The organism is Reticulibacter mediterranei (assembly GCF_016587455.1).
Genome location: NZ_BNJK01000001.1, coordinates 4847725 through 4873092, shown reverse-complemented (window position 1 = coordinate 4873092; position 25368 = coordinate 4847725). Strand labels below are relative to the sequence as shown.

At 53.5% G+C, this 25368-nt stretch carries 27 protein-coding genes; 9 read left to right on the top strand and 18 right to left on the bottom strand.

Annotated elements, in window-relative coordinates:
• Positions 1–257: 257 nt before the first annotated feature.
• Positions 258–2000, top strand: coding sequence for an ABC transporter ATP-binding protein (locus tag K3T83_RS21020; RefSeq protein WP_220204899.1), 1743 nt, complete (start codon positions 258–260; stop codon positions 1998–2000).
• Positions 1997–3805, top strand: a complete 1809-nt coding sequence (locus tag K3T83_RS21015) for an ABC transporter ATP-binding protein (protein ID WP_220204898.1) — start codon at positions 1997–1999, stop codon at positions 3803–3805. The genes K3T83_RS21020 and K3T83_RS21015 overlap by 4 nt, the downstream gene beginning before the upstream one ends.
• On the opposite strand, the gene K3T83_RS21010 is transcribed toward K3T83_RS21015, so the two are convergent.
• The 6 genes from K3T83_RS21010 to K3T83_RS20985 all read right to left on the bottom strand — a co-directional run bounded on the left by K3T83_RS21010 (position 3798) and on the right by K3T83_RS20985 (position 6292).
• Complete coding sequence (locus K3T83_RS21010; RefSeq protein WP_220204897.1) at positions 3798–4049, bottom strand: DUF167 domain-containing protein; 252 nt, start codon at positions 4047–4049, stop codon at positions 3798–3800. The two genes, K3T83_RS21015 and K3T83_RS21010, sit on opposite strands and share 8 nt — an antisense overlap.
• 25 nt (positions 4050–4074) lie before the next feature.
• Complete coding sequence (locus tag K3T83_RS21005; RefSeq protein WP_220204896.1) at positions 4075–4347, bottom strand: YggT family protein; 273 nt, start codon at positions 4345–4347, stop codon at positions 4075–4077.
• Between the two features lie 8 nt (positions 4348–4355).
• Positions 4356–4850 (bottom strand): DUF6391 domain-containing protein, encoded by a 495-nt coding sequence (locus K3T83_RS21000; protein WP_220204895.1) that lies wholly within the window; start codon positions 4848–4850, stop codon positions 4356–4358.
• Between the two features lie 12 nt (positions 4851–4862).
• Positions 4863–5579 carry a YggS family pyridoxal phosphate-dependent enzyme gene (locus tag K3T83_RS20995; RefSeq protein WP_220204894.1) on the bottom strand — a complete coding sequence of 239 codons (717 nt, stop codon included), beginning with the start codon at positions 5577–5579 and terminating at the stop codon, positions 4863–4865.
• A gap of 251 nt (positions 5580–5830) precedes the next feature.
• A complete protein-coding gene (locus K3T83_RS20990; protein WP_220204893.1) occupies positions 5831–5986 on the bottom strand; it encodes a DUF5679 domain-containing protein in 156 nt (51 codons plus the stop codon).
• A 123-nt stretch (positions 5987–6109) separates the two neighbouring features.
• A complete protein-coding gene (locus tag K3T83_RS20985; protein ID WP_220204892.1) occupies positions 6110–6292 on the bottom strand; it encodes a helix-turn-helix domain-containing protein in 183 nt (60 codons plus the stop codon).
• A gap of 290 nt (positions 6293–6582) precedes the next feature.
• On the opposite strand from K3T83_RS20985, the gene K3T83_RS20980 reads away from it, so the two are divergent.
• Positions 6583–7440 carry a sugar phosphate isomerase/epimerase family protein gene (locus K3T83_RS20980; protein WP_220204891.1) on the top strand — a complete coding sequence of 286 codons (858 nt, stop codon included), beginning with the start codon at positions 6583–6585 and terminating at the stop codon, positions 7438–7440.
• 16 nt (positions 7441–7456) lie between these two features.
• On the opposite strand, the gene K3T83_RS20975 is transcribed toward K3T83_RS20980, so the two are convergent.
• From K3T83_RS20975 to K3T83_RS20960, 4 genes are all read right to left on the bottom strand, one after another.
• On the bottom strand, positions 7457–8233 hold the full coding sequence (locus K3T83_RS20975; RefSeq protein ID WP_220204890.1) for a DeoR/GlpR family DNA-binding transcription regulator: 777 nt from the start codon (positions 8231–8233) through the stop codon (positions 7457–7459).
• A gap of 129 nt (positions 8234–8362) precedes the next feature.
• A complete protein-coding gene (locus tag K3T83_RS57265; protein WP_220204889.1) occupies positions 8363–8956 on the bottom strand; it encodes a CHAD domain-containing protein in 594 nt (197 codons plus the stop codon).
• Complete coding sequence (locus tag K3T83_RS57260; protein WP_220204888.1) at positions 8934–10472, bottom strand: Ppx/GppA phosphatase family protein; 1539 nt, start codon at positions 10470–10472, stop codon at positions 8934–8936. Before K3T83_RS57260 ends, K3T83_RS57265 begins: the two co-directional genes overlap by 23 nt.
• Before the next feature lie 272 nt (positions 10473–10744).
• Positions 10745–11065 carry a hypothetical protein gene (locus K3T83_RS20960; protein WP_220204887.1) on the bottom strand — a complete coding sequence of 107 codons (321 nt, stop codon included), beginning with the start codon at positions 11063–11065 and terminating at the stop codon, positions 10745–10747.
• Between the two features lie 51 nt (positions 11066–11116).
• Here K3T83_RS20960 and K3T83_RS20955 point away from each other — a divergent pair, with 51 nt between their 5' ends.
• A complete protein-coding gene (locus tag K3T83_RS20955) occupies positions 11117–11350 on the top strand; it encodes an Lrp/AsnC ligand binding domain-containing protein (protein ID WP_220204886.1) in 234 nt (77 codons plus the stop codon).
• Positions 11351–11369: 19 nt separating this feature from the next.
• Here the strand turns inward: K3T83_RS20955 and K3T83_RS20950 are convergent, their stop codons facing one another.
• The 3 genes from K3T83_RS20950 to K3T83_RS20940 all read right to left on the bottom strand — a co-directional run bounded on the left by K3T83_RS20950 (position 11370) and on the right by K3T83_RS20940 (position 14477).
• Positions 11370–12578, bottom strand: coding sequence for a LamG-like jellyroll fold domain-containing protein (locus K3T83_RS20950; protein ID WP_220204885.1), 1209 nt, complete (start codon positions 12576–12578; stop codon positions 11370–11372).
• A gap of 247 nt (positions 12579–12825) precedes the next feature.
• Positions 12826–13527 (bottom strand): AlkZ-related protein, encoded by a 702-nt coding sequence (locus K3T83_RS20945; RefSeq protein ID WP_220204884.1) that lies wholly within the window; start codon positions 13525–13527, stop codon positions 12826–12828.
• 140 nt (positions 13528–13667) lie between these two features.
• Entirely contained in the window at positions 13668–14477 is an 810-nt protein-coding gene (locus K3T83_RS20940) for an aldo/keto reductase (RefSeq protein WP_220204883.1), read from the bottom strand.
• 179 nt (positions 14478–14656) lie between these two features.
• Here K3T83_RS20940 and K3T83_RS20935 point away from each other — a divergent pair, with 179 nt between their 5' ends.
• The 5 genes from K3T83_RS20935 (at position 14657) to K3T83_RS20915 (ending at position 20684) form a co-directional block, all read left to right on the top strand.
• On the top strand, positions 14657–15745 hold the full coding sequence (locus K3T83_RS20935) for a glycosyltransferase family 9 protein (RefSeq protein WP_220204882.1): 1089 nt from the start codon (positions 14657–14659) through the stop codon (positions 15743–15745).
• 68 nt (positions 15746–15813) lie between these two features.
• Positions 15814–17574 (top strand): carbamoyltransferase family protein, encoded by a 1761-nt coding sequence (locus tag K3T83_RS20930; protein ID WP_220204881.1) that lies wholly within the window; start codon positions 15814–15816, stop codon positions 17572–17574.
• Positions 17575–18558 carry a glycosyltransferase family 2 protein gene (locus K3T83_RS20925; protein WP_220204880.1) on the top strand — a complete coding sequence of 328 codons (984 nt, stop codon included), beginning with the start codon at positions 17575–17577 and terminating at the stop codon, positions 18556–18558.
• A 12-nt stretch (positions 18559–18570) separates the two neighbouring features.
• Positions 18571–19569, top strand: coding sequence for a radical SAM protein (locus tag K3T83_RS20920; protein WP_220204879.1), 999 nt, complete (start codon positions 18571–18573; stop codon positions 19567–19569).
• Between the two features lie 47 nt (positions 19570–19616).
• Complete coding sequence (locus tag K3T83_RS20915; RefSeq protein ID WP_220204878.1) at positions 19617–20684, top strand: glycosyltransferase family 9 protein; 1068 nt, start codon at positions 19617–19619, stop codon at positions 20682–20684.
• 6 nt (positions 20685–20690) lie between these two features.
• Here K3T83_RS20915 and K3T83_RS20910 read toward each other — a convergent pair whose 3' ends face one another.
• The 5 genes from K3T83_RS20910 to K3T83_RS20890 all read right to left on the bottom strand — a co-directional run bounded on the left by K3T83_RS20910 (position 20691) and on the right by K3T83_RS20890 (position 25121).
• The gene (locus K3T83_RS20910; protein ID WP_220204877.1) at positions 20691–21389 is read right to left on the bottom strand and encodes a transglutaminase-like domain-containing protein; all 699 of its coding nucleotides are present in this window, start codon (positions 21387–21389) and stop codon (positions 20691–20693) included.
• A 20-nt stretch (positions 21390–21409) separates the two neighbouring features.
• Positions 21410–22186 (bottom strand): hypothetical protein, encoded by a 777-nt coding sequence (locus K3T83_RS20905; protein WP_220204876.1) that lies wholly within the window; start codon positions 22184–22186, stop codon positions 21410–21412.
• Positions 22187–22241: 55 nt separating this feature from the next.
• Positions 22242–22961: an MBL fold metallo-hydrolase gene (locus K3T83_RS20900; protein ID WP_220204875.1), complete on the bottom strand. Its 720-nt coding sequence runs from the start codon at positions 22959–22961 to the stop codon at positions 22242–22244.
• A 207-nt stretch (positions 22962–23168) separates the two neighbouring features.
• Positions 23169–23756, bottom strand: coding sequence for a TetR/AcrR family transcriptional regulator (locus K3T83_RS20895; RefSeq protein WP_220204874.1), 588 nt, complete (start codon positions 23754–23756; stop codon positions 23169–23171).
• A gap of 144 nt (positions 23757–23900) precedes the next feature.
• Complete coding sequence (locus K3T83_RS20890; RefSeq protein ID WP_220204873.1) at positions 23901–25121, bottom strand: acyl-CoA dehydrogenase family protein; 1221 nt, start codon at positions 25119–25121, stop codon at positions 23901–23903.
• Positions 25122–25368 lie beyond the last annotated feature (247 nt).

Sequence of the window (25368 nt, the reverse complement as noted above, 5' to 3'; positions counted from 1 at the left end):
TTCTATAAAGGATGTGATACAGAAAGGAACCCTTTTCATGAAGAAGTTGCCACGCACTCGCATCTGCAAAGACATGCATTGATATCGTCACAGACCATTTTATGGTCGCGCTGGACGCTCCATCCTGGCTGTTCCGGTTGACTCCCTCTCTGTGACGCCCTTTATCAATCTCTGCATGCCTCTTCCTCTTTTTCTTACATTATCTGACCGTATCGTCGTGTGCTTAAAACCAACCAGCTATTCAGAAAGGCAACTTTGTGGACCTCCAATTAAGGCAATATCGGGATTTGCTGCTCAAATACCTGAAACCACAGTGGTCTCTGGCACTCTTTTTATTGCTGCTCCTTCTGATCAATATGGGACTGGCACTACTCAATCCGCAGATGATTCGCATCTTTATCGATACGATCAGCTCTGGAGGCGCTATCTCCACGCTGATCTCTACGGCGTTGCTCTTTCTCGTAGTAGCCGTCCTCAAGCAGTGTGTGGCGGTCTGTGAGGGCTATATGGCGGAGAATCTCAGTCAATTAGCGACCAATCACATGCGTTCAGAGCTGATGCTGCATTGTCTCCAACTGGACCCGGCCTTTCATACGTCTCACACACCGGGCGAGCTGATCGAACGGATCGATGGCGATGTCTCGACGCTTGGCAACTTCTTCTCGCGCTTCCTGGTTGCACTGTTCGGCAATCTGCTCCTGATATTGGGCGTGTTGATCCTGCTCTATCGCATCGATTGGCGCGTCGGGCTGATAGTGACGACCTTCTGCTTCATCTGTCTCATTGTGTTATATCGTCTGCGCAATCTCAGCGCTAACGCCTGGGAGAGAGAGCGCCAGGCCAGCGCCGATCTCTTTGGCTTTATCGAAGAGCGGTTGGCAGGAACCGAGGATATCCGTTCCAGCGGCGGCACTCTGTATATGCTACGTGGGCTGGCAGAAAAGACCCGTCAGCGTGTGCGTATGACCCAGCGTGCGGCGATCAGAAGCTCGGTGAGTTGGATAATTCCTCCCATATTCTTTGCGGCTGGCAGTGCAGTGGCACTGGCAATGGGTGTTTACCTGTTTCGAGAAGGCTCCGCCACGCTCGGCACCGTCTATCTGATCTTCGGCTATACCAATCTGATCAACGATCCCCTTCAAGAGATAGTACGCCAGATGCGCGATCTGCAACAGGCGTCCGGCAGCATCAAGCGTGTGCTGGATCTGTTCAAGGTCCATAGCACCATTCAAGATGGCAAACAAAACTTGCCTGATGGGCCGCTCTCGATTGTCTTCGATGACGTTTCGTTTGCCTACGCTCAGGACGTACCGGTCTTGAAACATATCTCCTTCTCCCAGCCAGCGGGAACAGTGATGGGATTGCTGGGACGCACCGGCAGCGGCAAGAGTACGATCACCAAACTGCTTACACGGCTCTATGATCCCCAGCAGGGCGCGATTCGCGTTGGCAGCAACGATCTATGCACCTTGCAACTCGCCTCTCTCCGTAGCAGCATCGGCATGGTCACGCAAGATGTGCAAATCCTCCACGCCACTGTCCGCGATAATCTCACCCTTTTCGATACAAATATTCCCGATGGGAAGATCGTTCAAGCACTGGAAGAGTTGGGATTGGCACAATGGTACGAGTCGCTGCCGGAAGGATTGGACACGGTGCTGGCTCCAGGAGGCAGCGGCCTTTCAGCGGGTGAAGCACAGCTTATCTCGTTTGCGCGCGTCTTTCTCAAAGATCCACGCATCGTCATTCTGGATGAAGCCTCATCGCGCCTTGATCCGGCCACTGAGCGCCGCCTTGAACATGCCGTAGATCGCTTGATGGAGTCCCGCACTGGCATCATTATTGCGCATCGCCTGGCAACGGTCCTGCACGCCGATACGATCCTCATTCTGGAAGATGGCTCCCGTTGTGAGTATGGAAAGCGCGAGGAGCTGGCGCGCAATCCCGACTCACGTTTCGCCCATCTGCTGCGTACCGGCCTTGAGGAGGTGATGATATGAGAAAACCGATGTGGTTTATCTGGCGTCTGTTCTGTTTTCAGCCCTGGCTCTACCTCGCAATGGGGATGAGCTATGTGATCTTTCTCTACCTGTTTCCGCTGATTCCGGGACTGATCGAGCGGCAAATATTCGATAGCTTGACCCATTCTGCACCTGCCGCTACGAGTATCTGGAGCTTTGTGGCACTGTTGATCGGGGTGGCGATCACGCGCCATAGCATGCTCTTTATCGGCCAGTATGCTGAAACGACGCTCAACGCCATCTTTATGTCGCTGCTACAACGCAACCTGTTCGAGCGTATCTTGCAGCGGCCCGGAGCAAACGCGCTCCCAGCTTCGACCGGTGAGGCCATCAGCCGCTTTCGCAACGATGTGGAAAATGTCGGCACCTTCGGCTCCTGGCTCTCGGACCCCATCGGGCAGTTTGTGGCGCTAATCGTGGCACTGATAATTCTCGTGCGCATCTCGCCACTGATTACGCTGCTGGTTTTTATACCGATGCTGGTAGTGGTGGTTGTGGTCAATTTACTCAAGAAGCGCATTCGCCATTTTCGCCAGGCCAATCAGAAGGCCATTGGCAGCGTGACAGGACTGATGGGCGATGTGTTTGGGGCCGTCACCATCATCAAAGTTGCTCATGCCGAACAGCATGTCGTCAAACACTTCGAGAAGCTCAATGAAAGGCGTCGCAGAGCGGCGCTACGTGATACTCTGCAAACCAAGATCGTCGATGCCGTCTCGGGCAATGCCGCCAGTATCGGGACCGGATTACTGTTGCTGGCAGCTGCTCAGGCAATGGCGAGCAGATCTTTTAGTGTGGGCGACTTCGCTCTCTTCGTGTCTTATCTGTCATGGTTGACCTTCGTCATCGGCATAGCGGGCGATTTTATTGCAAAGCACAGCCTGATGCAGGTATCGCTGGAACGCCTGATAGCGCTGTTGCAGGGCGCACCATCCGAACTGCTGGTGAAACATCACCCGCTCTATCTGCGTGGTGATTTCCCAGCACTGCCTGTTATCGCGAAGGCACCTACCGATGAACTGGAACAGGTCACGATAGAGGGCTTGACGTATCGCTATGCTGGCACCGAACGCGGCGTAGAAGGGATCGACCTGCACATTCCGCGCGGTTCTTTTACAGTCGTCACCGGGCGCATCGGTGCGGGCAAGACAACGCTCTTGCGCACGCTACTGGGGTTGTTGCCGAAAGAGCGGGGCACGATTTGCTGGAATGGCGAACCGGTGGAAGATCCAGCCAGCTTCTTTGTGCCACCACGCAGCGCCTATACATCACAGGTGCCGCGCCTGTTCAGCCAGACGCTCAAAGACAATATCCTGCTGGGTCTGTCTGAAGAGCGCGTGGACCTTCCAGGAGCGGTGCAGTCGGCAGTGCTGGAGCGCGATATTACCGAACTGGAGCGCGGCCTGGAAACGATGGTAGGATCGCGTGGAGTCAAGCTATCGGGGGGACAGATGCAGCGCACGGCAGCGGCGCGCATGTTTGTTCGTAACGCCGAGTTGCTGGTGGTGGACGATCTCTCCAGCGCCCTCGACGTTGAGACGGAACAACAGCTCTGGCAGCAACTTACAGAGCGTCCGGGCCTGACCTGCCTTGCCGTTTCGCATCGTCGCGCCACACTGCGCAATGCCGATCATATCATTGTCCTCAAAGATGGAAAGATTGAGGCCGAGGGAACGCTCGATACGCTCTTGCAGGAAAGTGAGGAGATGCGTCATCTGTGGCACGGCGAACTGCACGCAGAGCAGCAGGACAGCGAGAATACAGCGCAGAGCGATCTCACCTGATCCTCTGCTCTATCTCTTCCAACGTCATACCGGAGATCTCAATGATCTTCTGTCTGCCAGTTGCGCCGCGCACGATCTCGATATTGCGCCTGGGCAGATCAAGCCACTTCGATAGCAATTCGATCAGCGCGGCATTGGCGGCCCCGTCAACCGGGGCGGCGGTCAGCCGCGCTCGAATGCTGCCCTCATCCCATTCCAGCGTGTTTTTGCTGCTGCGCGGGATCACGCGAACGCTGATACGCATAGGTTGTTTTACCTCATACTCAGCGCTACCAGCCGGGCGGGAGCGACTGTAACAGCAGCAATTGGAGCGTGCTGAGCATAAACCAGACGATAAAGAACGAGAGGTCAAGCACCCAGACCGGCTTCACAATCCGACGCATCGGCACAATAAATGGGTCGGTGATGTAGGCCAGAAAGCGAATAAAGGCATAGCGCTCATCAATCTGGAACAATGAGGCGATAAAACGCACGAACATGGCAGCGATGATGATGCCAATGCAGAGCTGTACAGCCACGTGGAGAATATTAAGTTGTAGCATGAAACGACCTACTCCTGAACAGTTCTCACATCAATATAGGTTAGCCCGAAGAACTTGCGCCGGGCAATCTCCGTCACACGCACCCCTTGCAGATCGGGCAACGTTGTAAAGTGACGCTGGACATACTCTCCAACGGGACGAGCAGCAACCCAACCGGCCAGCGATGAAGCGGCGGCAGTAGCAACACGCGTACGTACCTGGCTGGACATCAAGGCTAGCAACGTTCCCAGCGTAACCAGCGAAACCCCAACAGCCAGATTGGTGCCGCAATTTGGATGAATTGCCAGTTCTGCCTCACCTGCTTGAAGGCGATGTAGAGCTTCTTCGGAGGCACGACGCAACTCGCCCAGATCTACATCTCCAAAGACAATAAAGCCATCCGAGCTGGAACGGGCGCTGACGCTCAAGTCAGGAACTCTCTCGCTTAGAATCGTAATCGTTGCATGCTCTAATGCATGGTTTTGCCGAATACGGCGACCAAACAGAAAATCATCAGCTTTCATAGATAAGCTCCTTTAGACATAAGGGCGTTCACCAAAAATCGCCCGTCCGACACGAACAATAGTTGCCCCTTCTTCAATCGCCACACTATAATCATCGGTCATACCCATTGAGAGGTGATGCCAACTGCATGTAGGTAGCTCCTGGCGCAAGCGATCTTGCAATCCACGCAGCGCGCGAAAGACTGGTCGTACCAGTTCGGGATCGCTTGCACGTGGGGCAACCGTCATCAGCCCCTGCATTTCAAGGTGGGAAAGGGCTGCAATCTGGCGAGCCACTCCCGGTGTCTCATCTAGTGTTAGCCCCGACTTGCTCTCCTCACTGGCAACATTGACCTCCAGCAGAATTGGTACGCGCCTGTTCTGTTCGACGGCGTGCCGCTGCAATGTCTGAGCGAGGTGAAAGCTGTCCACACTCTGGACGTAATCAAAGGAACCAACAACCTTTGCGGCTTTGTTACTCTGCAAGTGACCAATCATGTGCCAGCGCACATCTTGCGGATGAAAATCGGCAATCTTTGCCAGCGCTTCTTGAACGCGATTTTCGCCGAAATCAGTCACTCCTAGATTATATGCCAGCTTTACCAATTCGACAGGATGGGTCTTCGAGACTGCAACCAGCGTAATATCCGAGGGATGGCGATTGGCTCGTTGGGCAGCGGCGGCAATGGCCGCTCTCACTTTAGCAAGATTAGCGGCAAGCTGTTCCTGTGCAGGATGGTTGTTTATCACGGCTCTTCTCTCTGATCCTTCGCAAGCTTTCTCATCTTATACTTAGTACGTTTGAAAGCAAGATGCGGTTATGTGCTTCTCTATTATGGATACTGTGTCATAGAAGAGACCGTTTCGTCAACATCGCTCAGGCTGTCCCCATCTTTCATGACAAAGACCGATACAACCTATAGTACTTCTGTTGTGTACGGACATAAAATAGTGCATCGAACCTTGCGTTCGATGCACTACAATCTCGTGGAAAGTGAGCGTTACTTTGCTTTAGCGGAAAGAATGCGAGTGAGCTTGGTGCCGCATACAGAGCACTCTCCCTGCATAGCAGGCTTGCCGTTCTTCATCTCGATCTGATGCGGATTCTTCATCTCGCGTTTTTCTTTACATTTCACGCAGTATGCTACCTCTGCCATAATGGTTTTCCTTTCTCATCTTGAACTACACGGGTTAGGCAGAACAACTCGTTTCTACAAAACCCGACATTCTTCTTTATTACACGGTAACGAAGGGACATATGCTTCAAATAGTCCTACTGTCTAGTGTGAAGTACCCCATGCATTATAGAGTTCTTTACAGCGACGTAACATCCACTCTAGCTTGCTCACCTGCTTTTTTGTGGGGTAGAGCCTGAACTTATAGGCACGACAACGCAAATTGGGATCTTTTGGCTCACGTGCCTTTTTCTCTTTTTGTGAGTTTGCATCTTGTGCCTGAGACACGCATATACCCCCTTTCTGTCGCGCTTAATAATGAAGAGCAATAGGAAGAGAATGCATCCTTGTTACTTCTGTCTGTCTGTCTCTCTCCTCTTTTTATTCTATTACTACTAGTTCCTCTCGTCAATCGATTTTCATCAATTTATCCTTCTTCACTAATCCCACAAAAAAAGAACACCCTCATCTTCCCGTATCAGCCAAGATTGCAAGCGACGAAGTGATAAAATTACAAGCAAAAGTCACTGTGCTATGCTCATAGTAATCCTATCAGCGAAGCCACGAAAGGAAGTTGCATGAAACTTGGTTTTCTCACTGCCCACAGTCAGGACATCGAAAAGGCGGCTCGCCTGGGATTTCAGGCCATCGAGCTGAACGTCGAGGCGCTTGGCAAGGTTGCCGATGGTCCGATCAACAAAGAAACCGTTGCTCAGGTGCGAGAACAGGCAGCAAAAAACAACATCGAGATCACTGCGCTTGCCGCTTACGGCGTCGCCTCTCATCCAGCCTTCAAAGAAGATCTCACAACTGGCTATGAGCGCGTCTTTGACGTTGCAGAGGGGTTAGGCGTCAATGTAATCGCCAGCATGAGTGGTTTTGATGCCGACCGCGACTGGGAGGGCAATGTACAGCTCTTTGCGGACCGTTTTGGCCCCGTCGCGGAACGTGCAGAACAGCGCGGTTTGCGAATTGCCTTCGAGAATTGGATGGGCTTCTGGGGGCATCTCCCCTTCAAGCCGGTCAATATGGGAGGCTCTCCTGATACGTGGGAGACTATGTTCCGCGTCGTGCCTTCTCGGGCTATCGGACTGGAATTTGACCCGTCGCATCTCTACTGGCAGGGCATCAATCATCTCCGCGCCCTCCACGAGTTCAAGGATCGCATCTATCATGTGCATGCAAAGGACACGGAGATGCTACCAGAGCAACGCTATCGTGGCGGCGTGAACGGCGATTATTTCCGCTTCCGCATCCCTGGCTATGGCGAGATCAACTGGGCGGCCTTTATTTCGGCACTCGACGAGATCGGCTACGACGGCGGCGTCGTCATTGAGCACGAAGATTTTGTCTATTGGAACGACAAATTCGATGAAGGGCTGGTGCGCGGCTGGCAAGTCCTTAACCCGCTTATCAACCCGCGCTCGGGACAGTAACGCGCCCCTTTGCCGATCAAGATTTCACCATACCGCTATCGGCCTGGGTAATGGTGATGCCAAGCGCGCGATATGGCTCTAGCAGCTCTTCGGATATGGTGTGCTCAGTGATGATCTCGCTGAGTTCGCGCAACTCGCCGATGACGTAGGGTGCGGCGGTGTTCAGTTTCTCTGGCGAGGCCAGTGCGACCACATCTGCCGCGCACGCCATCATCGCGCGCTTGAGATAGGCTTCTTCCAGGTTGTTCGTGCTGATGCCAACGTCGGGATGCAGGCTACAGATACCCAGCATATACAGGTCAGCACGCACCATATGCAGTTCTTCAAGCGTTGCAGCCCCCAGCGTGACCGCCGAATGCTTGTAGAGCTTACCCCCCAGCAAGATCACCTCGATGCGGGGATGGTCGATCAAGGCGGTCGCCAGTGGTGGACTGTTGGTAATGATGGTGGCCTCCAGATCGGGAGAGAGATGTTGCGCGACCTGAATATTGGTGGTGCCTCCATCCATCAGCACCACCTGTCCATCGCGCACAAGTTGGGCCGCTGCACGAGCAATCGCGTTCTTGGCAAAGGGAGCCTGGGCAAAACGGGCCGAAAAATTGGCGGTCGCGGGCGAACAGGGCAAGGCTCCTCCATGCACGCGCAATAATAGCCCATCGGCGGCGAGATCACGGAGATCTCGCCGGATCGTATCCTCCGACAAGCCCAACTCTTCGCTGAGCTGGCGGGCAACCACTTTTCCATCGCGCTGTAAAACCGCAAGCACATATTGTCGGCGCTCGGCTGTTAACATTCTTCTTCTCCCCTGATGGACTTCATGATATATAACGAACATGCACGAAACAGCTTATACGATCTTGAACATGCAGTATATCACAGAAGCCCGCGAATGAGGAGAAGCCTTGCTCCCCTGCCCACGTTTCTACGCTGTGACCGGCTCCTTTACCTTATCCAGTTGGCCTTGCAGGTTGTTGCGGAAATCCTGCTCCTGGAGTTGATACCAGTGCTGACGAAACGCCTGGTATTGCTCCCGCCGCTCTCCCTCCAATTGATACAATAGCTGTTCCAGCCCATAGCGCTGCTCCGCATTCGGCGCGGTCTGGGGATCAACCATCACCTCGATCAACTCCTGGGGCAGAAACGACTTGTGCGGCCCTTTCTCAGAAACAGAGATTGCTTTGCTATTCAATGGGCTATCCTGATTTGCCAGACAGAGCCGCAACAGCGCAATCAGCACATCGCTATCATGCATAGCGCCCAACTCATCCTGCATTTGCTGTAGCTCCTCAACCGCTGCTTTACAGGCTTCAGGCAGATAATCCTCGAAGACTTCCAGCGTATAGCGCAGGCGTTTGGTGGCAATGCGCATATTGTGCAGTTCGCGGACCGCATAAGGAGCATCAACATGTTGTTCCCAGGCATAGATATCTTCCAGCCGGGTGCGCGCGATGATGCTCGCATTCTGGCTTGTATTGCCCCGAATATCGAGTCCTTTAATGGGTCTGGCCTTTGCCATTGGATGAGCCTCCTTTCACAATACTGCCCTCGATCTGTTTCCGCAATGCATCCTCGTCGAAGTTCTGCAAAAAGCCCTCCAACGCTTGCACCTGCTCTTTACGATAGACTTGCAGACGACTCGCCAGCCATTGCATACCCGCTTGCTCTTGCGTGGCGGCCTGTTGTTCTCGCTCCTGAAGGTGCTGAAGCATCACGTCGGTATCACGCACCCTCCCCAACAGATCTGCCGCCTGCTGCACGTTGCGATAGGCTTTTTTGAACGGTTTCGGCTTGCAGGCCGCCTCATACGCATCCATTGTGGCGCGCAAACGGCGCGAGGCAACGCGCATCTTATGCACATTCTCGATATCTTCGTCTTTCAGCACGTCTTTGCGCCATTCGGCAAATTTCTTGACGCGTTTGGGCAATTCCTGACGGGCCGAATCGATCAGTGTCTCCTGCTGCTGTTGCGCCTGCTCACTTTGCACGGTCTCTTTAGGCAGCGGTGGCACCTTACCCACTCGTTCATCCTCAACGTTCACTTCCGCATGCTCTAACCATTGATCGCCGTAGCGCGCATAAGCAAGCAATGCTCCCTCTGGAACGCCCTGGTTTGTTACCCGCACCTCGTCGAGCTTCAGATAATTCATCATTTCCAGAAGCAACAGAGCGCCACCTGGCAACACTTGCGCACGCTCGATCTGCTGGCCGTAGCGTTGCGCAATCTCCTGCGCTGGCAACGAATGCAACAACCCCTGACAGGCCACGAGATCCTGGCGATTCATCTGGTCGCTGCCATCGTCTTTGTGCAATGCCTGCTTGCAGATCTTCAGGAGTTCTTTCGCGCTGGAGCCGGTCGCAATCAACGATGGCGGCAACTCTGGCACTTGCAGATCGCGGAGATAATCGTGCAGGAACTTTTGCGCTTCCGTGATCTCGTCCTCTTTGGGCGGGTCAGATAGAAGATATTGATCGTGCAGCCAGCCAGAGCCGATGGGAAGAGAGACGAGCCACGTAATATGCCTATCATGTCCCGTCACCAGTTCGCTGCTTCCACCGCCAACGTCCAGCACTCCGGCATCTGCTGGCGTATCCGGGCGACTGATGGCACCATGATAGGTAAGAGCAGCCTCGACGTTCCCACTGATGAGGTTGACAGACTGCCCGGTCTCACGGCGAACATCTTCCAGAAAAGCGTCTCGATTGCGCGCCTGGCGAGTGGCCTGGGTCGCGACGGCAATCACACGCTCAACCCCGCTCTCCCTGGCCTTCTCAAGATACTGGCGCACAGCTGCAATTACGGCCTCGCGCTTGTCCGGCGTGACCTCTCCCGCATTTTTCACGCTCTCACCCAGGCGAACCATCTGCGATTCCTCCTGCAAAATATCAAGATGGTTCGCATTGCATTGGGCTATCGTCACCTCTGTACTATTACTCCCAATATCAATAGCAGCACAAGTCACCATTTTCGCTTCTCCCTGCTGCTCCTGCAGAGGAAGCCCCTCGTGCTCTATAGAGCCTCTCCGTTTTGCCATGATAAGATACCTCTCTCCAGTATAGAAGCAGATAGACCTGCTACATGTCATTGTATATCGCCATTTTTCACAGGGTATATATGTAGCTCAGATTGACTAGCTTCTATGATACCACCTACAATACAGCAAAAACTCACAATACAATCACTATTCCAGCAAAAAAGGGGAATCTCATGGGCCAACGCCCTGAACAACGAAATGGACGGTCCGTTCGTCTTAATCGTGTCACGTATGGGATGGAGGAACTGTTTCGTACCAATGATTGACAATCATCAATAAAACACCTGCCAGCCTTCCCAGAAGAGCCAGATGCCCAGCATTGCTAACAACACGCCGCTGGCAATTAAAAGAGCATGATAGACTTTCCCACGCAGCCAGTTGCGACCCCAGTTCAGCAGAAAAACGATGAGCATCTTCATGCCCACAAGCAACACATAGAAAGCTGCTAGAAAGCTTATTGGAACGCCTATGCCATAACTGGCAAAGCCTTGCAGCAGCAAAGTAGTACCTACAGTGGCCCAGAACAGATAGGGGTGAGGGTTAAACACATTTGTTGTAATGGCAGTCAATAATACGTTGCGATGAACACCCAATGTTTTGTTTGCCAGTTTTCCAAGCCCTTTTCGACTACCAGTGATAGAAACGTGAAACAACTGGTGAAAACGCAACCGGAGATTTTAGAATGTCATCGCGTGACCGGCGGCGATAGTTTCATCATGAAAGTTGTGGTCTCCTCAACTGCCCACCTGGAAGCGCTGATTTACCGCCTGATGGAATATGGGCCGTCCATCACTTCTATCGTCCTCTCCTCGCCTGTTCAGGGGAAACCTATTCTGGCAGAGGCCGTTCAGATGGACATCGAATCTCCATCTGAATAGCCCCTCTGTTTTTGACAATCTATAACTTCCAGACGCGCACATTGCTCACTGCGAGATCCAATGCGGAATTGCCATTGACAAAAACGCCAATTCCGCCGGGATTGTTGAGTCTGGAATCGTTGACACTATCTATTTGCTGATTATTGACGAACAGGGTCAATTGGGAACCGCGCACCACAACGGCCATCTTCACCTGGTTCGCCCCAAATGGTAGAGCCTGACTGAAGCCCTGGCGAATTTGGCGAACCTGACCGCTACCAGTGGCCTTGATGTTGACCTGATTGATAGCATATGTGCCGTCCGTACCAACCACAAAAAGATACCCAGTTCCCTGTTGCGCATCGATACGCGTTGCCAGCCCCATATACGTTCCGCTCTGCATCGCCAGATCAGCCTCAACGGTCACATTTTGCAGGAGAACGGCGGGTGATTGCGGAATACAGAGCGCCGAGCCACTGGCCTTCGTAACATGATATTTACCCCCGTTAAAGCGACAGGTAGTGCCATTGTTGCTCCCCTCCTGCCACATATTCCCCTGAGTATTGTCATGCATAGGATCTTTCAACACCAGTGTTCCCGTCTGAGGAGGATAGGGATTCTTCTCGTTCGGCAGTGTGGGAGCCGCGACCGTTGGCGTTACACCTGATGCTGGTGGGTTGGTTGCTTTGCTCTGCGCCGTCCCTTTCGCACCACCAGTAGCGCCGCCTGTAGTAGAGGTTTGCTGGCTCTGTGATCCGCTGTTACTTGATCTGGCAAGCAGGATAGGAATGCTACCAATTAACAGAATAACCACCAGGGCGATCAGCCCTATAATCAGCGAGCGACTCCCCTTTTTGCCAGAGCTGCTATCATCGCTCACTGGCCCATACTGGCGTGGCAGGGGTGGCACAGACTGCGGGAGCGGTGGCACGCCCTGTTGATACCCATACTGATTATTCGGAGGCGTTGGGGGAGCATAATTGCTATTCGGATAACCACCGGGCGCTTGCGGGAAGCGCTGATTTGGTGGAGCATAAGCGGTGGGAGTCAGTTGTTCGTCTCCCTGACCTGGATACATACCATGCGGCGCAAACATGGTGGGAGGAGTCGGTGAAGCTCCCTGGTTGACCGGGGGCACAGCTACCGTTGGAGGCACGTCAGAGGAAGGGGGTGCAGCGACATATGTTCCACAGCGAGGGCATCTCTCAACTCCGCCGGGCAACGGTGTGCCACACACAGTACATGTCATTGTTCCGTCTCCTTATTATTCCGTGCAGATGAATGTAATAATTAACTCGATGATGAGAACTAATTGATGGTGCTTCCTGCTAAAACCTCAACCATACTGAACGGCCAGAAGATAGCATACACAATGCCCATCTCTATTTTCTAACGAATATCCCGATGAATAATCTCATTCCACAAATCAAACGCCATTACTAGCCAGAATTACCCCCAAACTTTTCTCGCCATGTTTGTATTTTCTTTTTGTTCTGTTATCTCCACAAAAACAACTTCTGTTCCAGTTTCGCATTCGGCTCAATACCAGCTACGCGTAACTGCTCTCGCACTCGCTCACGCGCCGCATCAGTTGTTAACTGAATAGCAATCTCAAATGCTTCAGGCCAGAAGCGCTCGGCCAGATCCCAGATATACGAATAGGTGCCGCGAGTACGACCCGTCAGGTCTACTTTACAGACCAGAAAACGGCGCTGAAGCTCCACCAGCGCACGTTCTGTAGGCGTCTTCATACTCTTGCCGTTGAGGTGCGCGCCTCGCCTCAGATCGCGTGTCGGTTGCTCCGGGTTCTCATCGAGATATTCATAAATCGTCTTTGCCTCCCTGGACAAGCGACCATCGAGAAATAACTGGAGATAGTCACGTTCCCGTCCCATATCAGGACTGGCAAGAGCGGCGATAAAAACGGGCAGGAAGTCGGGAGAGAGAAAGCTAGGTTGACCGGCAATAATCTTGCCGTAATAGAGACGGCGCTCGAAATGCAGATCGTCCTTCCAGGACCACGTATGGTTCAGCACCGAAAGCGCCGTCTCGCCCATCGCCTCGGCAAGATTGGGAAAGTCCAATCCAGGCACCGGCCCCCAGGTACAAAATCCCAGCTTCTCAATCATCGCCACAGCATCATCCGGCCCCTGAACAGGCCGGGGAATCAGATCGCGCCATTCTACGGTAGGTATCATTACTCTTCAATTCTCTTTCTGTGTAACAGCTTTTCGCATAGTATACACAGAAAGATGATTTGATACAATTGTTCAAATCAGGAACGTAGTTCGTAGTCTCGCGATTTATCGCGTTGGGGCAAGCACTTCCCATACCGTGCTTAACCAGCAGCAAGGCGCGCCACAAGTTCTCGCTCTTCCGGTCCAAACCAGGGCGCGTTGCCAGCTGTTGCATTTTCACAGATACGTTGCGGCTGCGTGGTGGCGGGAATGGTGACGTGGCAGCGCGGATCGCTCAATATCCATTTAATCAGCGCCTGCGCCCAGGTGGTAATGCCAAATGGCTTCAGCGGTTCCAAAGCCTCCTGAGCTGGTGGGTGATGCGTCAAGATCCCTTCGGCAAAGGGGCGCATCACCACCACGCCGATATTCAGTTCGGCAGCAAGCGGCAGGATTTCGCGCTCAACATCTCGCTCCACTGGATTGTACGGAATTTGAATGGCCCCTATACGCCCGCTCTGCATAATCTGTCGCATCTCACGAAAGGCTGAACTGCTGTAATGGGTGATGCCGATGGCGTTGACCTGGCCCGACTCACGCAGCCCTTCTAGCAACGTTAGATGCTCGCGCCAGTTCAGCAGGTTGTGAATCTGGTAGAGGTCGATGCAGTTCCCAAAGAGCGAGAGCGCGCGTTTCACCTGTTCGAGCGCCTCGCCACGCGTTGGAGACCAGATTTTGGTGGCGATCCGCACCTCATCGCGCCGCCTGTTCAGCGCGTGGCTCAGCGCATATTCGGCGGCACCATACATGGGCGATGAATCAAAAAACGTTACGTCAGCAGCAAGAGCATTATCAATGACGCGCCGGGCATTTTTGAGCGCCTTCTCCCCCTGTACATCAAAGGTTCTCCACGTTCCCATTCCTACAACCGGCACCTGCAATCCTGTTTGTCCCAGCGTGCGATGTTCCATCAAAAATCTCCTCCTGTGACATGTCTTCATAATCTTTATTGTTGCTTGCTCGGTTTATAAGTGACACGATTAACCGCTCTTATTCGTGACAGAAACGAAAACGGTTCTCAATAGTATCTAGAACCGGCTGCTCATCTAAGTGTAACATATTATCTCGCCAGGGAAGGTCAGCTATTCTTATGCTTCCTCATTACGATAAAGTGCCGGGGGTACACAAAATTGCAGTGCTACGCGCCAATGCGCTTGGTGATTTTATCTTCACGCTCCCCGCATTGGAGGCGTTGCGCACAACTTATCCAAACGCCGAAATCGTTCTGCTGGCAAAAGAGTGGCACGCTTCATTTCTAGCACGGCGACCATCGCCAATCAATCGTGTCGTGGTCATACCAACCTATGGAGGCGTAGGAGCAGAGCCGGGCGAGGTGGAAGAAGATCCTATTGAGCAGGAACGCTTCTTCCAACATATGCAGCAGGAACGTTTTGACCTGGCGCTTCAGTTGCACGGCGGCGGCGCACACTCGAACCCGTTCGTGCTGCGCCTCGGCGCACGTATGACTGCCGGAACACAGACACCCGATGCCCCTGTGTTAGACCGTTCGATACCTTATATCTACTTTCAGCACGAGGTCTTGCGCTACCTGGAAGTGGTCTCCCTGGTCGGAGCCACCTCCAATTGCATAGAGCCACACATCGAAGTCACAAAAGAAGATTTCGCCGAGGTCGAACGTGTGGTGCCAGATCAGGGTAGGCCGCTGGTCGCACTGCATCCGGGGGCAGGCGATCCCAGACGGCGCTGGCCCGCCGAAAAATTTGCAGCGGTCGGCGACGCTCTCGCCGCAGCAGGCGCGCATGTGCTGGTAACGGGCACGAAATCAGAATGTGGTACGGTTGAGGCTGTCGTCGGCCATATGCAAAGCGAGGGGCAAAACTTGGCCGAACAAATCTCTCTCGGTGGCCTGGCTGCTCTCTTCAAGCGGTGCCGTGTCGTGGTATCGAACGATTCGGGACCACTTCATCTCGCCAGCGCGGTGGGTGCTGCTACGATCGGCATTTACTGGTGCTTCAATATGATTAATTCCAGCATTCTAACGCGTAGCCGCCATCGCCCGTTCGTCTCCTGGCAATTGCTCTGCCCTGTCTGTGGCAGCAACCATACCCACGCTGACTGTCCGCACGAGGTCTCATTCGTGAGTGAAGTTCCTGGCGAGGATGTCACGGCAGCCACCCTTGATCTCTTCAAAGAGCATAAAGCATCGCCCGTTCAATGAATCATTCTTGTAGGTTGGATATATGAAATAGCATCTGTAGGATTGCTTTTATCGGAGGAATACAGCCTATGTACACGCTTGGCATCAACGCCGCGTATCACGATTCCGCCGCCTGTCTGGTACATGATGGTAGAGTGATCGCCGCCGTTGAGGAAGAACGCCTCACACACATCAAACATGCGAAACGACCTATTCCCTTTTCCACCTACGAACTCCCTTTCCACGCCATTCACTATTGCCTGCAAGCAGTTGGCATCTCCCTCACCGATGTCCACCATATTGCCTATTCCTACGATCCATATCTTTTGCTCAACCGACAACAACAGGACGCAGCACTCGTTCTTCCTCTGGAGCCAAGCGCTCATGAGGCTCTTCCAGGCTGGGAATCAGTCTGGGAACCACTCTTCGTTTCATCGATGATCAACGCGCCGCGCCATCTGGCTGGAGGCGCTCCCCATCATCTCCAGGCACTCTTTCGCGGCTATCGTGCCGATGGCCCCACGCGCTGGCACTTTGTAGAACATCACCTCGCCCATGCCGCCAGCGCATTTCTGCCTTCACCCTTTGAGAGCGCGGCGATCCTGACGCTGGATGGGCGCGGCGAGAGGGCAACCACCAGCTACAGCATCGGCGAGGGCAATGTAATTACTCGCCTGGCTCAAGTCAACATGCCCCATTCGCTGGGCCTGCTCTATGAAGACGTTACCGGCTATCTTGGCTTCCTGCACTCCTCCGACGAATATAAAGTGATGGCGCTCGCCTCCTTCGGCCAGCCGCGCTATCTGAATGACTTTCGCGAGATCATTCATGTGGATGATAACGGTCAATACACTATTGCAGATGTGCGATTGGATGAGTGCTTCGGGCCTCCACGTCGCAAGGGAGAGCCGCTTGAGCAGCGCCACTACGATATCGCGCATTCATTGCAACTCGCGCTGGAAGAAGCGGCCCTCAAGCTGGTCAACTGGTTCTACAAGGCGACGCGAATCGATCGTCTCTGTCTGGCTGGTGGTGTCGCGCTCAACTGCGTTATGAACGCTCGTTTGCGGGATCGTGGACCCTTCAAGTCTATCTGGGTGCAACCGGCGGCTGGCGATGCGGGGACAGCGCTTGGGGCCGCGATGTGGATAGATGTGCAGCAGCGCTCGGCCTCCGCCCGCAAGTTCCTGATGGATCACGCCTTCCTCGGTCCTGCATACAGCGACGACGAGATCGAACAGTTCTTGCACTGGTCCAAGCTGCCCTATCGTCGAGCAAAGGATCTTGCGACTGATGTTGCCAATCTGCTGGCACAGGATAAGGTGATTGGCTGGTTTCAGGGGCGTATGGAGTTTGGGCCGCGTGCATTGGGCGCTCGCTCGATTCTGGCCTCGCCGCTCCGCGCCTCGATGCAGGCTCGCCTCAACGAGATCAAAGATCGCGAGGATTTCCGCCCTGTAGCGCCTGTGGTGCTGGAGGAAGAGGCCGAGAACTGGTTTGCAAAAGCTCGCAAATCCCCGTTTATGCTCTTCGTCTATGATGTGCTGCCAGCCAGGGCCGAACAGATCCCCGCCGTGCGCCACGTTGACAACACAGCGCGTATCCAGACCATCAATCGTGGGCAGCACCCGTTGTATTACGATCTGCTCAAGGCGTTCCAGCAACGTACAGGCGTACCGGTGCTGGTCAATACCTCGTTTAATACGCGCGGCGAGCCTATCGTCTGCACACCACGCGACGCTATCGAATGCTACTGGTCCTCGCCTCTCGATGCGCTCGCTATTGGCTCATTTATTCTGGAAAAACCCACTGAGCATGATGCAGTGGACGAATCGGTAAGGGATGCATAAATGCTACAAATTTCGGTTGTGATTCCAACGTGTCGTCGTCCTACGCTGCTGGCCCAATGCCTAAATGCCTTGCTTGAACAGGATATGGCACCAGAGCGCTATGAAATTATCGTTGTCGATGACGCCCATTGCCAGGAAACAAGGTGCCTTGTTGAGAGTCGGGTCAACGCTCAAGCTCGTAAACGGCCCGTTATTCGCTATCTTCCCGGTGCTTACGCTCACCGTCCTGCTGGTCCCGCTGCGGCCCGTAATCTTGGCTGGCGTGCTGCCCGTGGCTCGATCATCGCTTTTACCGATGACGATTGCATCCCCTCACAGCGCTGGCTCTCGGCTGGTGCTGCGGCGCTGACGGATGGCATCGATGGCGTGGCTGGGCGCTTGATTGTACCGCTGCCGAACAATCCCACCGATTACGAATATAACGCCACAGGCATAGCCGAGTGCGATTTTGTCACAGCTAATTGCTTTTATCGCAAATCGGCGCTGGAACAGGTGGGCGGCTTCGACGAGCGCTTCACGGCTGCCTGGCGCGAGGATAGCGATCTCTGCTTTACCCTCCTGGCACACGGCATGCACTTCACCAACGCGCCACAAGCCGTCGTGATCCATCCTATCCGTCCCGCAAACTGGGGCGTAAGCGTGTCGCAACAGCGCAAAAGCATGTTTAACGCCCTGCTGTACAAGAAACATCCCCATCAGTATAAACAGAAGATTCAGGCCACACCACCCTGGCGCTACTATAGCATCATCGGCACGCTGCTCCTTGCAGTGATGGGCCTGTTGAAAAAATCGAAGCCGCTCGTGTTGCTTGGCCTGGGCCTCTGGATATATCAGACAGGGCGCTTTTGTATGCAGCGCCTCGCCCATACCTCGCGTGAGCCAGGACATGTTATGGAGATGGTTGTTACATCAATGGCGCTGCCGCCACTGGCGATTTTCTGGCGGCTACGTGGGGCTATCAAGTTTCGCGTGTGGTTTTTGTGAGAGGAGAAGGACATGCAATTGCCAGAATATATCCAGATTGAGCCGGTGGGCCAGTGCAACCTGCGCTGCCAGATGTGTTCGATCCAGTTTCGCCAGGATGGTCCACCCTACGGACCGCCTGCGTTCATGGATCTTGATACCTTTACCTCCATCATCGACCAGTTTCCTCAGCTCAAAGAGATCCACCTGCAAGGGCTTGGCGAGCCGATGATGCATCCTCGTTTCTTCGACATGGTAGAGTATGCAACCGGGCGCGGTGTGCAGGTCAGCACCAACTCAAATCTGACGCTGCTCAATGATCGCCGGGCCGACCGCTGCATCATCAGCGGCCTCCACAGCCTGCATATCTCGCTGGATGCCGCCACCGCCGAAACGTACGAGCGTATTCGCGTGCGAGCGCACTTTGATCGTGTCGTCAATAACATCGAACGCATTCTGGCAGCACGCCAGCGCGCAGGTTCCGCACAACCGCACCTGCGCATGGTGATGGTGATTATGCGCCAGAACTTGCCTGAGCTACCTGCTATCGTGCGTTTTGCCGCTCAATATGAGATGGAGAGCATCTTTGTGCAACATCTCTGTCACGATTTCGGCGAGTCCAGCCTGCCCGCCAACTATCTGCCGATGCGCGATTTTGTTCAGGAACAGACCTTGCTGGAAGAGGAGCCGCAACGCATCGAGCGCTACTTTGGCGAGGCACGCGAGGTTGCTCGACAGCTCAATATAGATCTGCGCCTACCGCGCACCCGCCTGCGTATGCATCCTCCCGGCACTCCTGGCCCCCAACGTTGCGATTGGCCCTGGACAGGCGCGTACTTCAGCTATCAGGGCTACTCGATGCCCTGCTGCATGGTCTCGACGCCCGACCGCATCAACTTCGGGAAGATCACCGAACAGAGCGCCGACACCCTCTGGAACAGCGCTCCATACCAGCAATTTCGCGACCAGCTCTCCTCTGAAGAACCGCCAGAGGTCTGCCGCTCCTGCTCGCTCTATCACGGAACTTTTTAAAAACTAAGAGATAAAAACTAAAAGGTAAGAGCGAGGTACGATGCTAGATGAATAATCCGTTTGCACCAGGTCTGTTGACTCGCCAGCCAGAGCCGCCTCGCAAAATCGCTCTGCTGCGTGCCTCGCGCATCGGTGATTTTATCTGTGCGACTCCAGCACTACGCGCCCTGCGCTACGCCTTGCCAGATGCCGAAATAACCATGATTACCTTGCCAATTTTGCGCGATATCGCCGTGCGCTCGCCTTATCTGGATCACTACGTAGCGTTTCCAGGCTTTCCAGGGATCGCGGAACAATTCTTTGATGCTCGCAGGACAATACGGTTTTTCCAGGCCATGCAGGAGCAACATTTTGATCTGGCACTTCAGATGCAGGGTTCGGGCGTTTATTCCAACCCGTTCACACTGCTACTAGGAGCAAAGGCCACCGCAGGTTTTGTGCGCTCCGACGATTCCGCTGGTTTGCTGGATGCTGCACTACCATATCCCGATCAAGCGCATGAGATACGCTGCGTCCTTGCCCTCACCAGCTTCTTAGGGATACCAGAACAAGGTGAAGAAATCGAGTTCCCGCTCTGGCCGGAAGATCACGCGGAAGTCGCCGCGCCGCTGTCGCATGCCCGACCGCCACTGATTGGCCTCCATCCAGCCGCCCGTGAGATAACACGGCGCTGGCCCATCGAACGCTTTGCGGCAGTTGGTGCGCAGCTACGACAACAACATGGTGGTACAGTGGTCATCCTGGGCGAGCCAGAAGAGCGAGAGACTGGCGAACAACTGGCCCGGCAGGTCGGGAAGCCATATCTCAATTTGATCGGTAAAACCTCGCTGGTAACGCTGGGGGCGATCATAGATCGGCTGGCAGTGCTGATTACCAACGATACTGGACCGGCACACATCGCCTACGCGCTCGCAACACCAACCGTCACCATCTTTGGTGCTGGCAATCCCGCCACCAACGGACCATTGCGGCCGGGGCCATTCCGAGCACTGGCTCATCCCGTTCCCTGCCGTCCCTGCGGATACGAGACCTGTCCTATCGGCTATCCTTGCCTGGAAGGGGTCTCCGTTGATATGGCAGTAGCAGCGGCGAATAGTGTTTTCAGGCACCCATAGCACCAATCAGGCTGCTTCGCGTCCACCGAAGATCAGTTCAAAGAGGCAACCTCTGGGCTGGTGTAACAGGAGACCATAGCGATCAAAAACGGCATCACGTGAAGAGAAGATGCCTCCATCAGCCATAACGACATGAGAGAGATCACAGGCAGACCCAATAGCACAGGAACAGGTTTGACCGCTCCAATCGACAGCTGTATATCGCACCGCCTCAAAAAGCGTCTCTCCAGTGGCGTTAGTGAACCCATCGCTCCTATGCTCGGCCAGTTCTTGCAGCGGCCCATACAGTTCCTCGAAGCCTACCCAGGAGCCATCAATAAAAAACTCAGGCCATGCAAGTAGTACTCTCTGTGGGAGGAACCGATGCAATTGCTGAAAGCGGGAACGCCAGAACTGTCCATCGATCCAGAGCGCATGTGAGCGCGTCCCTATTCCTGCCGCCCGTGCCACCGCTTCCAATACCGCCATCCGTTGACTGCAAGAGCCACATCCACGTGCCAGCGTGGTCGATGCTGGTTGCCTCTCATTCAACGTATAGACGGGACGTAAATGCTGTGCCAACCATTGATGTGCAGCCTGAAGAAATTCTCTATCTCCACCTGCATGTTCAGCGATCAGTTCGTTAACCAGGCAAACGATGAGCAAATGATCCTTATCGAGAATAGGTGTGCTCTGCAAGTAATCTTCAGGCATAGCATATTTCACATGCTGCTCCTTTCTTCTTATCATTCATATTTTAACATTTCTCTTCCTGGTTTACTTAACTCTCTTCCCTCTAACCAACCACATAGCCAACCTAAAACGAGAGCAACAGGAGTTGTCCACCATCCATAGAGTAGCAGTCCAACCAGACCAAGTAGCCATCCGGTCGTTACTGCAATAATGAAAGAGACAAACTGCTCTATCCCTGGAGGATAGGTAGGAGCTTTCAGTTGAGAAAACCATGTCAGCATAATACCGGTCAACAGGTATGCCACGATATTTGCCAATACGCCCGCTTTCATTCCCTGTTTCCAATTTATTTTTGCCGCTTTATGCACAATCGAATGCCATAACAACACGGCGCTCACCGTCGTCCCTATTGCCAGCACGGTATATATGCTCAACGCCTTAAACCAGTATTCTACAGGCATGCCAGGTGTGAACAGGTATGGGTAAGGCCAGGGAGAGACGGATATCATATCAAAGAACATGCCTTCTGGCTTGCTGAAGAAGAAAGTAAACGGCGGACATACGCCCGGCAACAGAAAACCCAGGATACCAACAATCCATAACCAGCGCTTTTTCATATGCTTTTCTCTACGTCTGATCGTCATCTCATCATGATTTACTGACTTTCCTTCCAATTCAAAAGCATCCAGGCTCATTGTCTCGTTCCTCCTCGTTCTATCATAAAAATGAACGTGTTCACTTCCATAAAGAGCATAACAAAAAAGAGCAATTTTGACAAGGGGAATGACCGGCAGTTTCGGACAATGATCGCATTTGGGTTGATAGAGCAAGAGGGCTGTCTCTCAAACTTCGGAGAGACAGCCCTCTTGCTCTATCGCTCGACCTCTAGCTCAGTTTGGCAGCAAAAGCGCTAATTGCTGCTGTGGCATTGCCAATCAATGGCTTGCCATGCCCCAGGCATAGCGTTTTGACCTGCATGTCGGCCACTTTCTGCACCGAACGTTTCGCCTCGTCCAGATCACGGGTAGCGGATGCCAGAGGCAACACGAGGCGACCAGAAGGCAGGTGCATCATCACATCGCCGCCAAAGAGGAGACCCTGCTCTGGCTGCCAGAAACCGCAATGACCGAGACTATGCCCCGGCGTATCGATAACCATTAAACCAGGTAGCACCTCGTCGAGCCGGTCTCCCTCTTTGAGTTCATAATCGACTTTCACCGCTATATTGAACTTCAATTGCGGCTGTATCCAGGCGGTTGATACCAGACGGTCAAAACCATGAAGCTGCGAGGGCAACGGCATATCGGGCTTTTTCTCTCCACGAATGACCGCGCTCTCATAGCGATGGTGAGCGTACACACGCGCTCCTGTCGCCTCCTTCAAAGCTGCAAGACTGCCATAATGATCCCAGTGCGCATGCGTGATGAGGATACGTTTTACCATGTCAAGCCGACGACCGGCCCTCAGAAGGTCTTTTTCGATTCGTGGTAAAGCGCCGGGGATGCTGCTATCAATCAGTGTCAGGCCATCAGGTGCCTCAATCACATACATACGCCCGATCCATGTTCCCTCGATGCCAGAAATACCATTCGCAATACGATACATATGTTCCCTCCTTGACGGTTCTCATTAGTACTGATTGGTACTAATTACAAGGTAAAAAAAGAGGAAATTTCCCTTAATGATGAGATCTCTTTCGTAGTTGCGCGATTTATCGCGCTTTATCACAATTATCTATATTGTCGAAAAGCGCGATAAATCGCGCAACTACGAAAAGAAGGTTCATGCTCATTAAGAAAAGCCTCCCATCATTCAGGGCCGAGCTTTGAGCATGCTCAGAAGTGCGTCACGCTCACCTCGTAATGTGGATGCGCTCTTCTGGATGCTTGCCAGCATCAGCATTCCTTCCAACCACGAGCTAATGAGAGAAGCCAGCACGCTCGCCGGAAGGTCGTTCCGAACCTCTCCACGCCTCTTTCCCTCTTCCAAAAGCTGTGTAAGCTGATCCTTTTGTTGCTGAAAGAACTGTGCCAATCGCACACGAACCGCCTCGTTCGTCTTTCCAGCCTCCACCATCAGCGACATCAAGGGACAACCTCCCACGCAATCGCGCTCCGCAAGATCCTGAATCAACTGTTCAATATAATGCTCCAGACGCGGCAAAAGCTGCCCATCTTCAGCTTGCGATTGCTCGCGAAACAGGTTCTGCAGGGTGGAAATATAGCTTTCCAGAACAGCTAATGTTAGCTCATCCTTGCTCTTAAAGTGGTAATAAATGTTCGACTTGGAAACGCCGCTCTGCTTCACCACATCATCCATGCTAGTACAGGCAAAGCCGCGCAGCAGAAACATTTCCGACACCACTTTGATCACGTAGTCTCGATTCGATGTGCTTCTCATAAGTAGTACTATACAGTACTATTTACATGATTGTCAAGGGAATATAAAAATTTAACAAAAGCGACAAAGATTTCGTAGTGGAGCGATGTATCGCGTTGGTGCGGCTCCACTACGAAATCTTTGTCGCATATTGCTCAGGGAGCATCAATAGAAGAACTGGTTAAGCGGCCTCAAACCAAACTCGATGCGTCCAAAATCCTGCATCGCATCATCCCAGAGATTGGCGGTATGAGCAACCAGCGCGTGAATATCCCGCCATGCGCGTTGGATGCGATGTTTTTCGGGAAGGATCGTTGTTCCGCTCTGCTCATAGAGCCTGTCAACGGCACGCACACAAAGCACACAACAATAGGCCGCGTCGCGCTGATAACGTGAGCGCTCTCTCATGGTCAACTCGTAGCCACTTTTCACACGTTCGGTGATCTCCGCTATCTCTGAACGCACGATGCGAGCAGCTGCGTCGATATCGGCGGCACATTCCGCCAGGTGGATCTGGACGTTGGCCTTTTGCGAGAGAGGCTGCATATCCGACCCAATGCGAGAGCGTACCCACTCATGATAGTATTCGTAGGCTCCTAAAGCGATTCCGATGGCAGGCGCAACCATATTGAGTCGATAAATGGGAGCCAGCGGCACGCGATACAGCCACGTCTGGTGCTGCACTGCATTGAGGGCGGTCCCTTCCCGCAACTGTGAAAGCGAGGCTGTGCGCTCCTTTGGAACGAAGGCGTCATCGACCACCACACGCTTGCTACCGGTGCCGCGCAATCCCGCTGTAAACCAGTCATCCACGATCACAAAATCGCTTTTCGGCAGCAGGAAGAAGCGCACATCAGGAATATCCTGGCTCACGATCAATCCTCCCAAAAAGAGCCAATCGGCATGGTCAACCCCGCTGGCATACGACCATGAGCCGCGCAACTGATAACCACCATCCACGATCAGGGCGGGAATAGGTGTAAAGACGCCGGAGACGAGCGCATCTGTGCTCCACAATTCTTGCTGAATCTCTTCCGGGAAGCCGACGAGAATATTCGCACAATTGAGAGCCATTGCCGTCCATGCGGTCGAACCACAGCCACGCCCCAACTCGACCAATACGTCCATCAACACGTCGTAGCCAAGTTGATAGCCACCATAGCGCTGCGGCTTCTGGACGCTGAGCAATCCGGCCTGCTGCAAATCGGAAATGGTCTCAGGGGGTAGGCTGCGTAGCTCTTCGGTGCGAGCGGCACGCTCATGTAGCTTTGGAACCAGATCACGCGCCCGTTGCACCAGCATCTCGCCTAGCTCACGATTGGCGGCCTCGCGCGCATTATCTCGATTGGAGAAATCATCCGGCTCGTACTGACTGTTGTTGTCCATCCGCGTCTATGCTCCTTGCAAAAGCATGCTGCTTCCTACGCTAATCACACGATGTACATGACAGATCTGGGAGAGGATATGCTGTCCAGGCAGGTTTAGATAGCACTTATTGTAGCATTCACATTTAGAAAAAGTCAAAAACACCGCCTGCCAGTTGGCTGATGACCAACCGGCTATGAACCGCTGATTGGCCCTTATTTCGTGATCCAATGTGTCGGTAGAATAGAGGTAAGTACAATAGCAATCC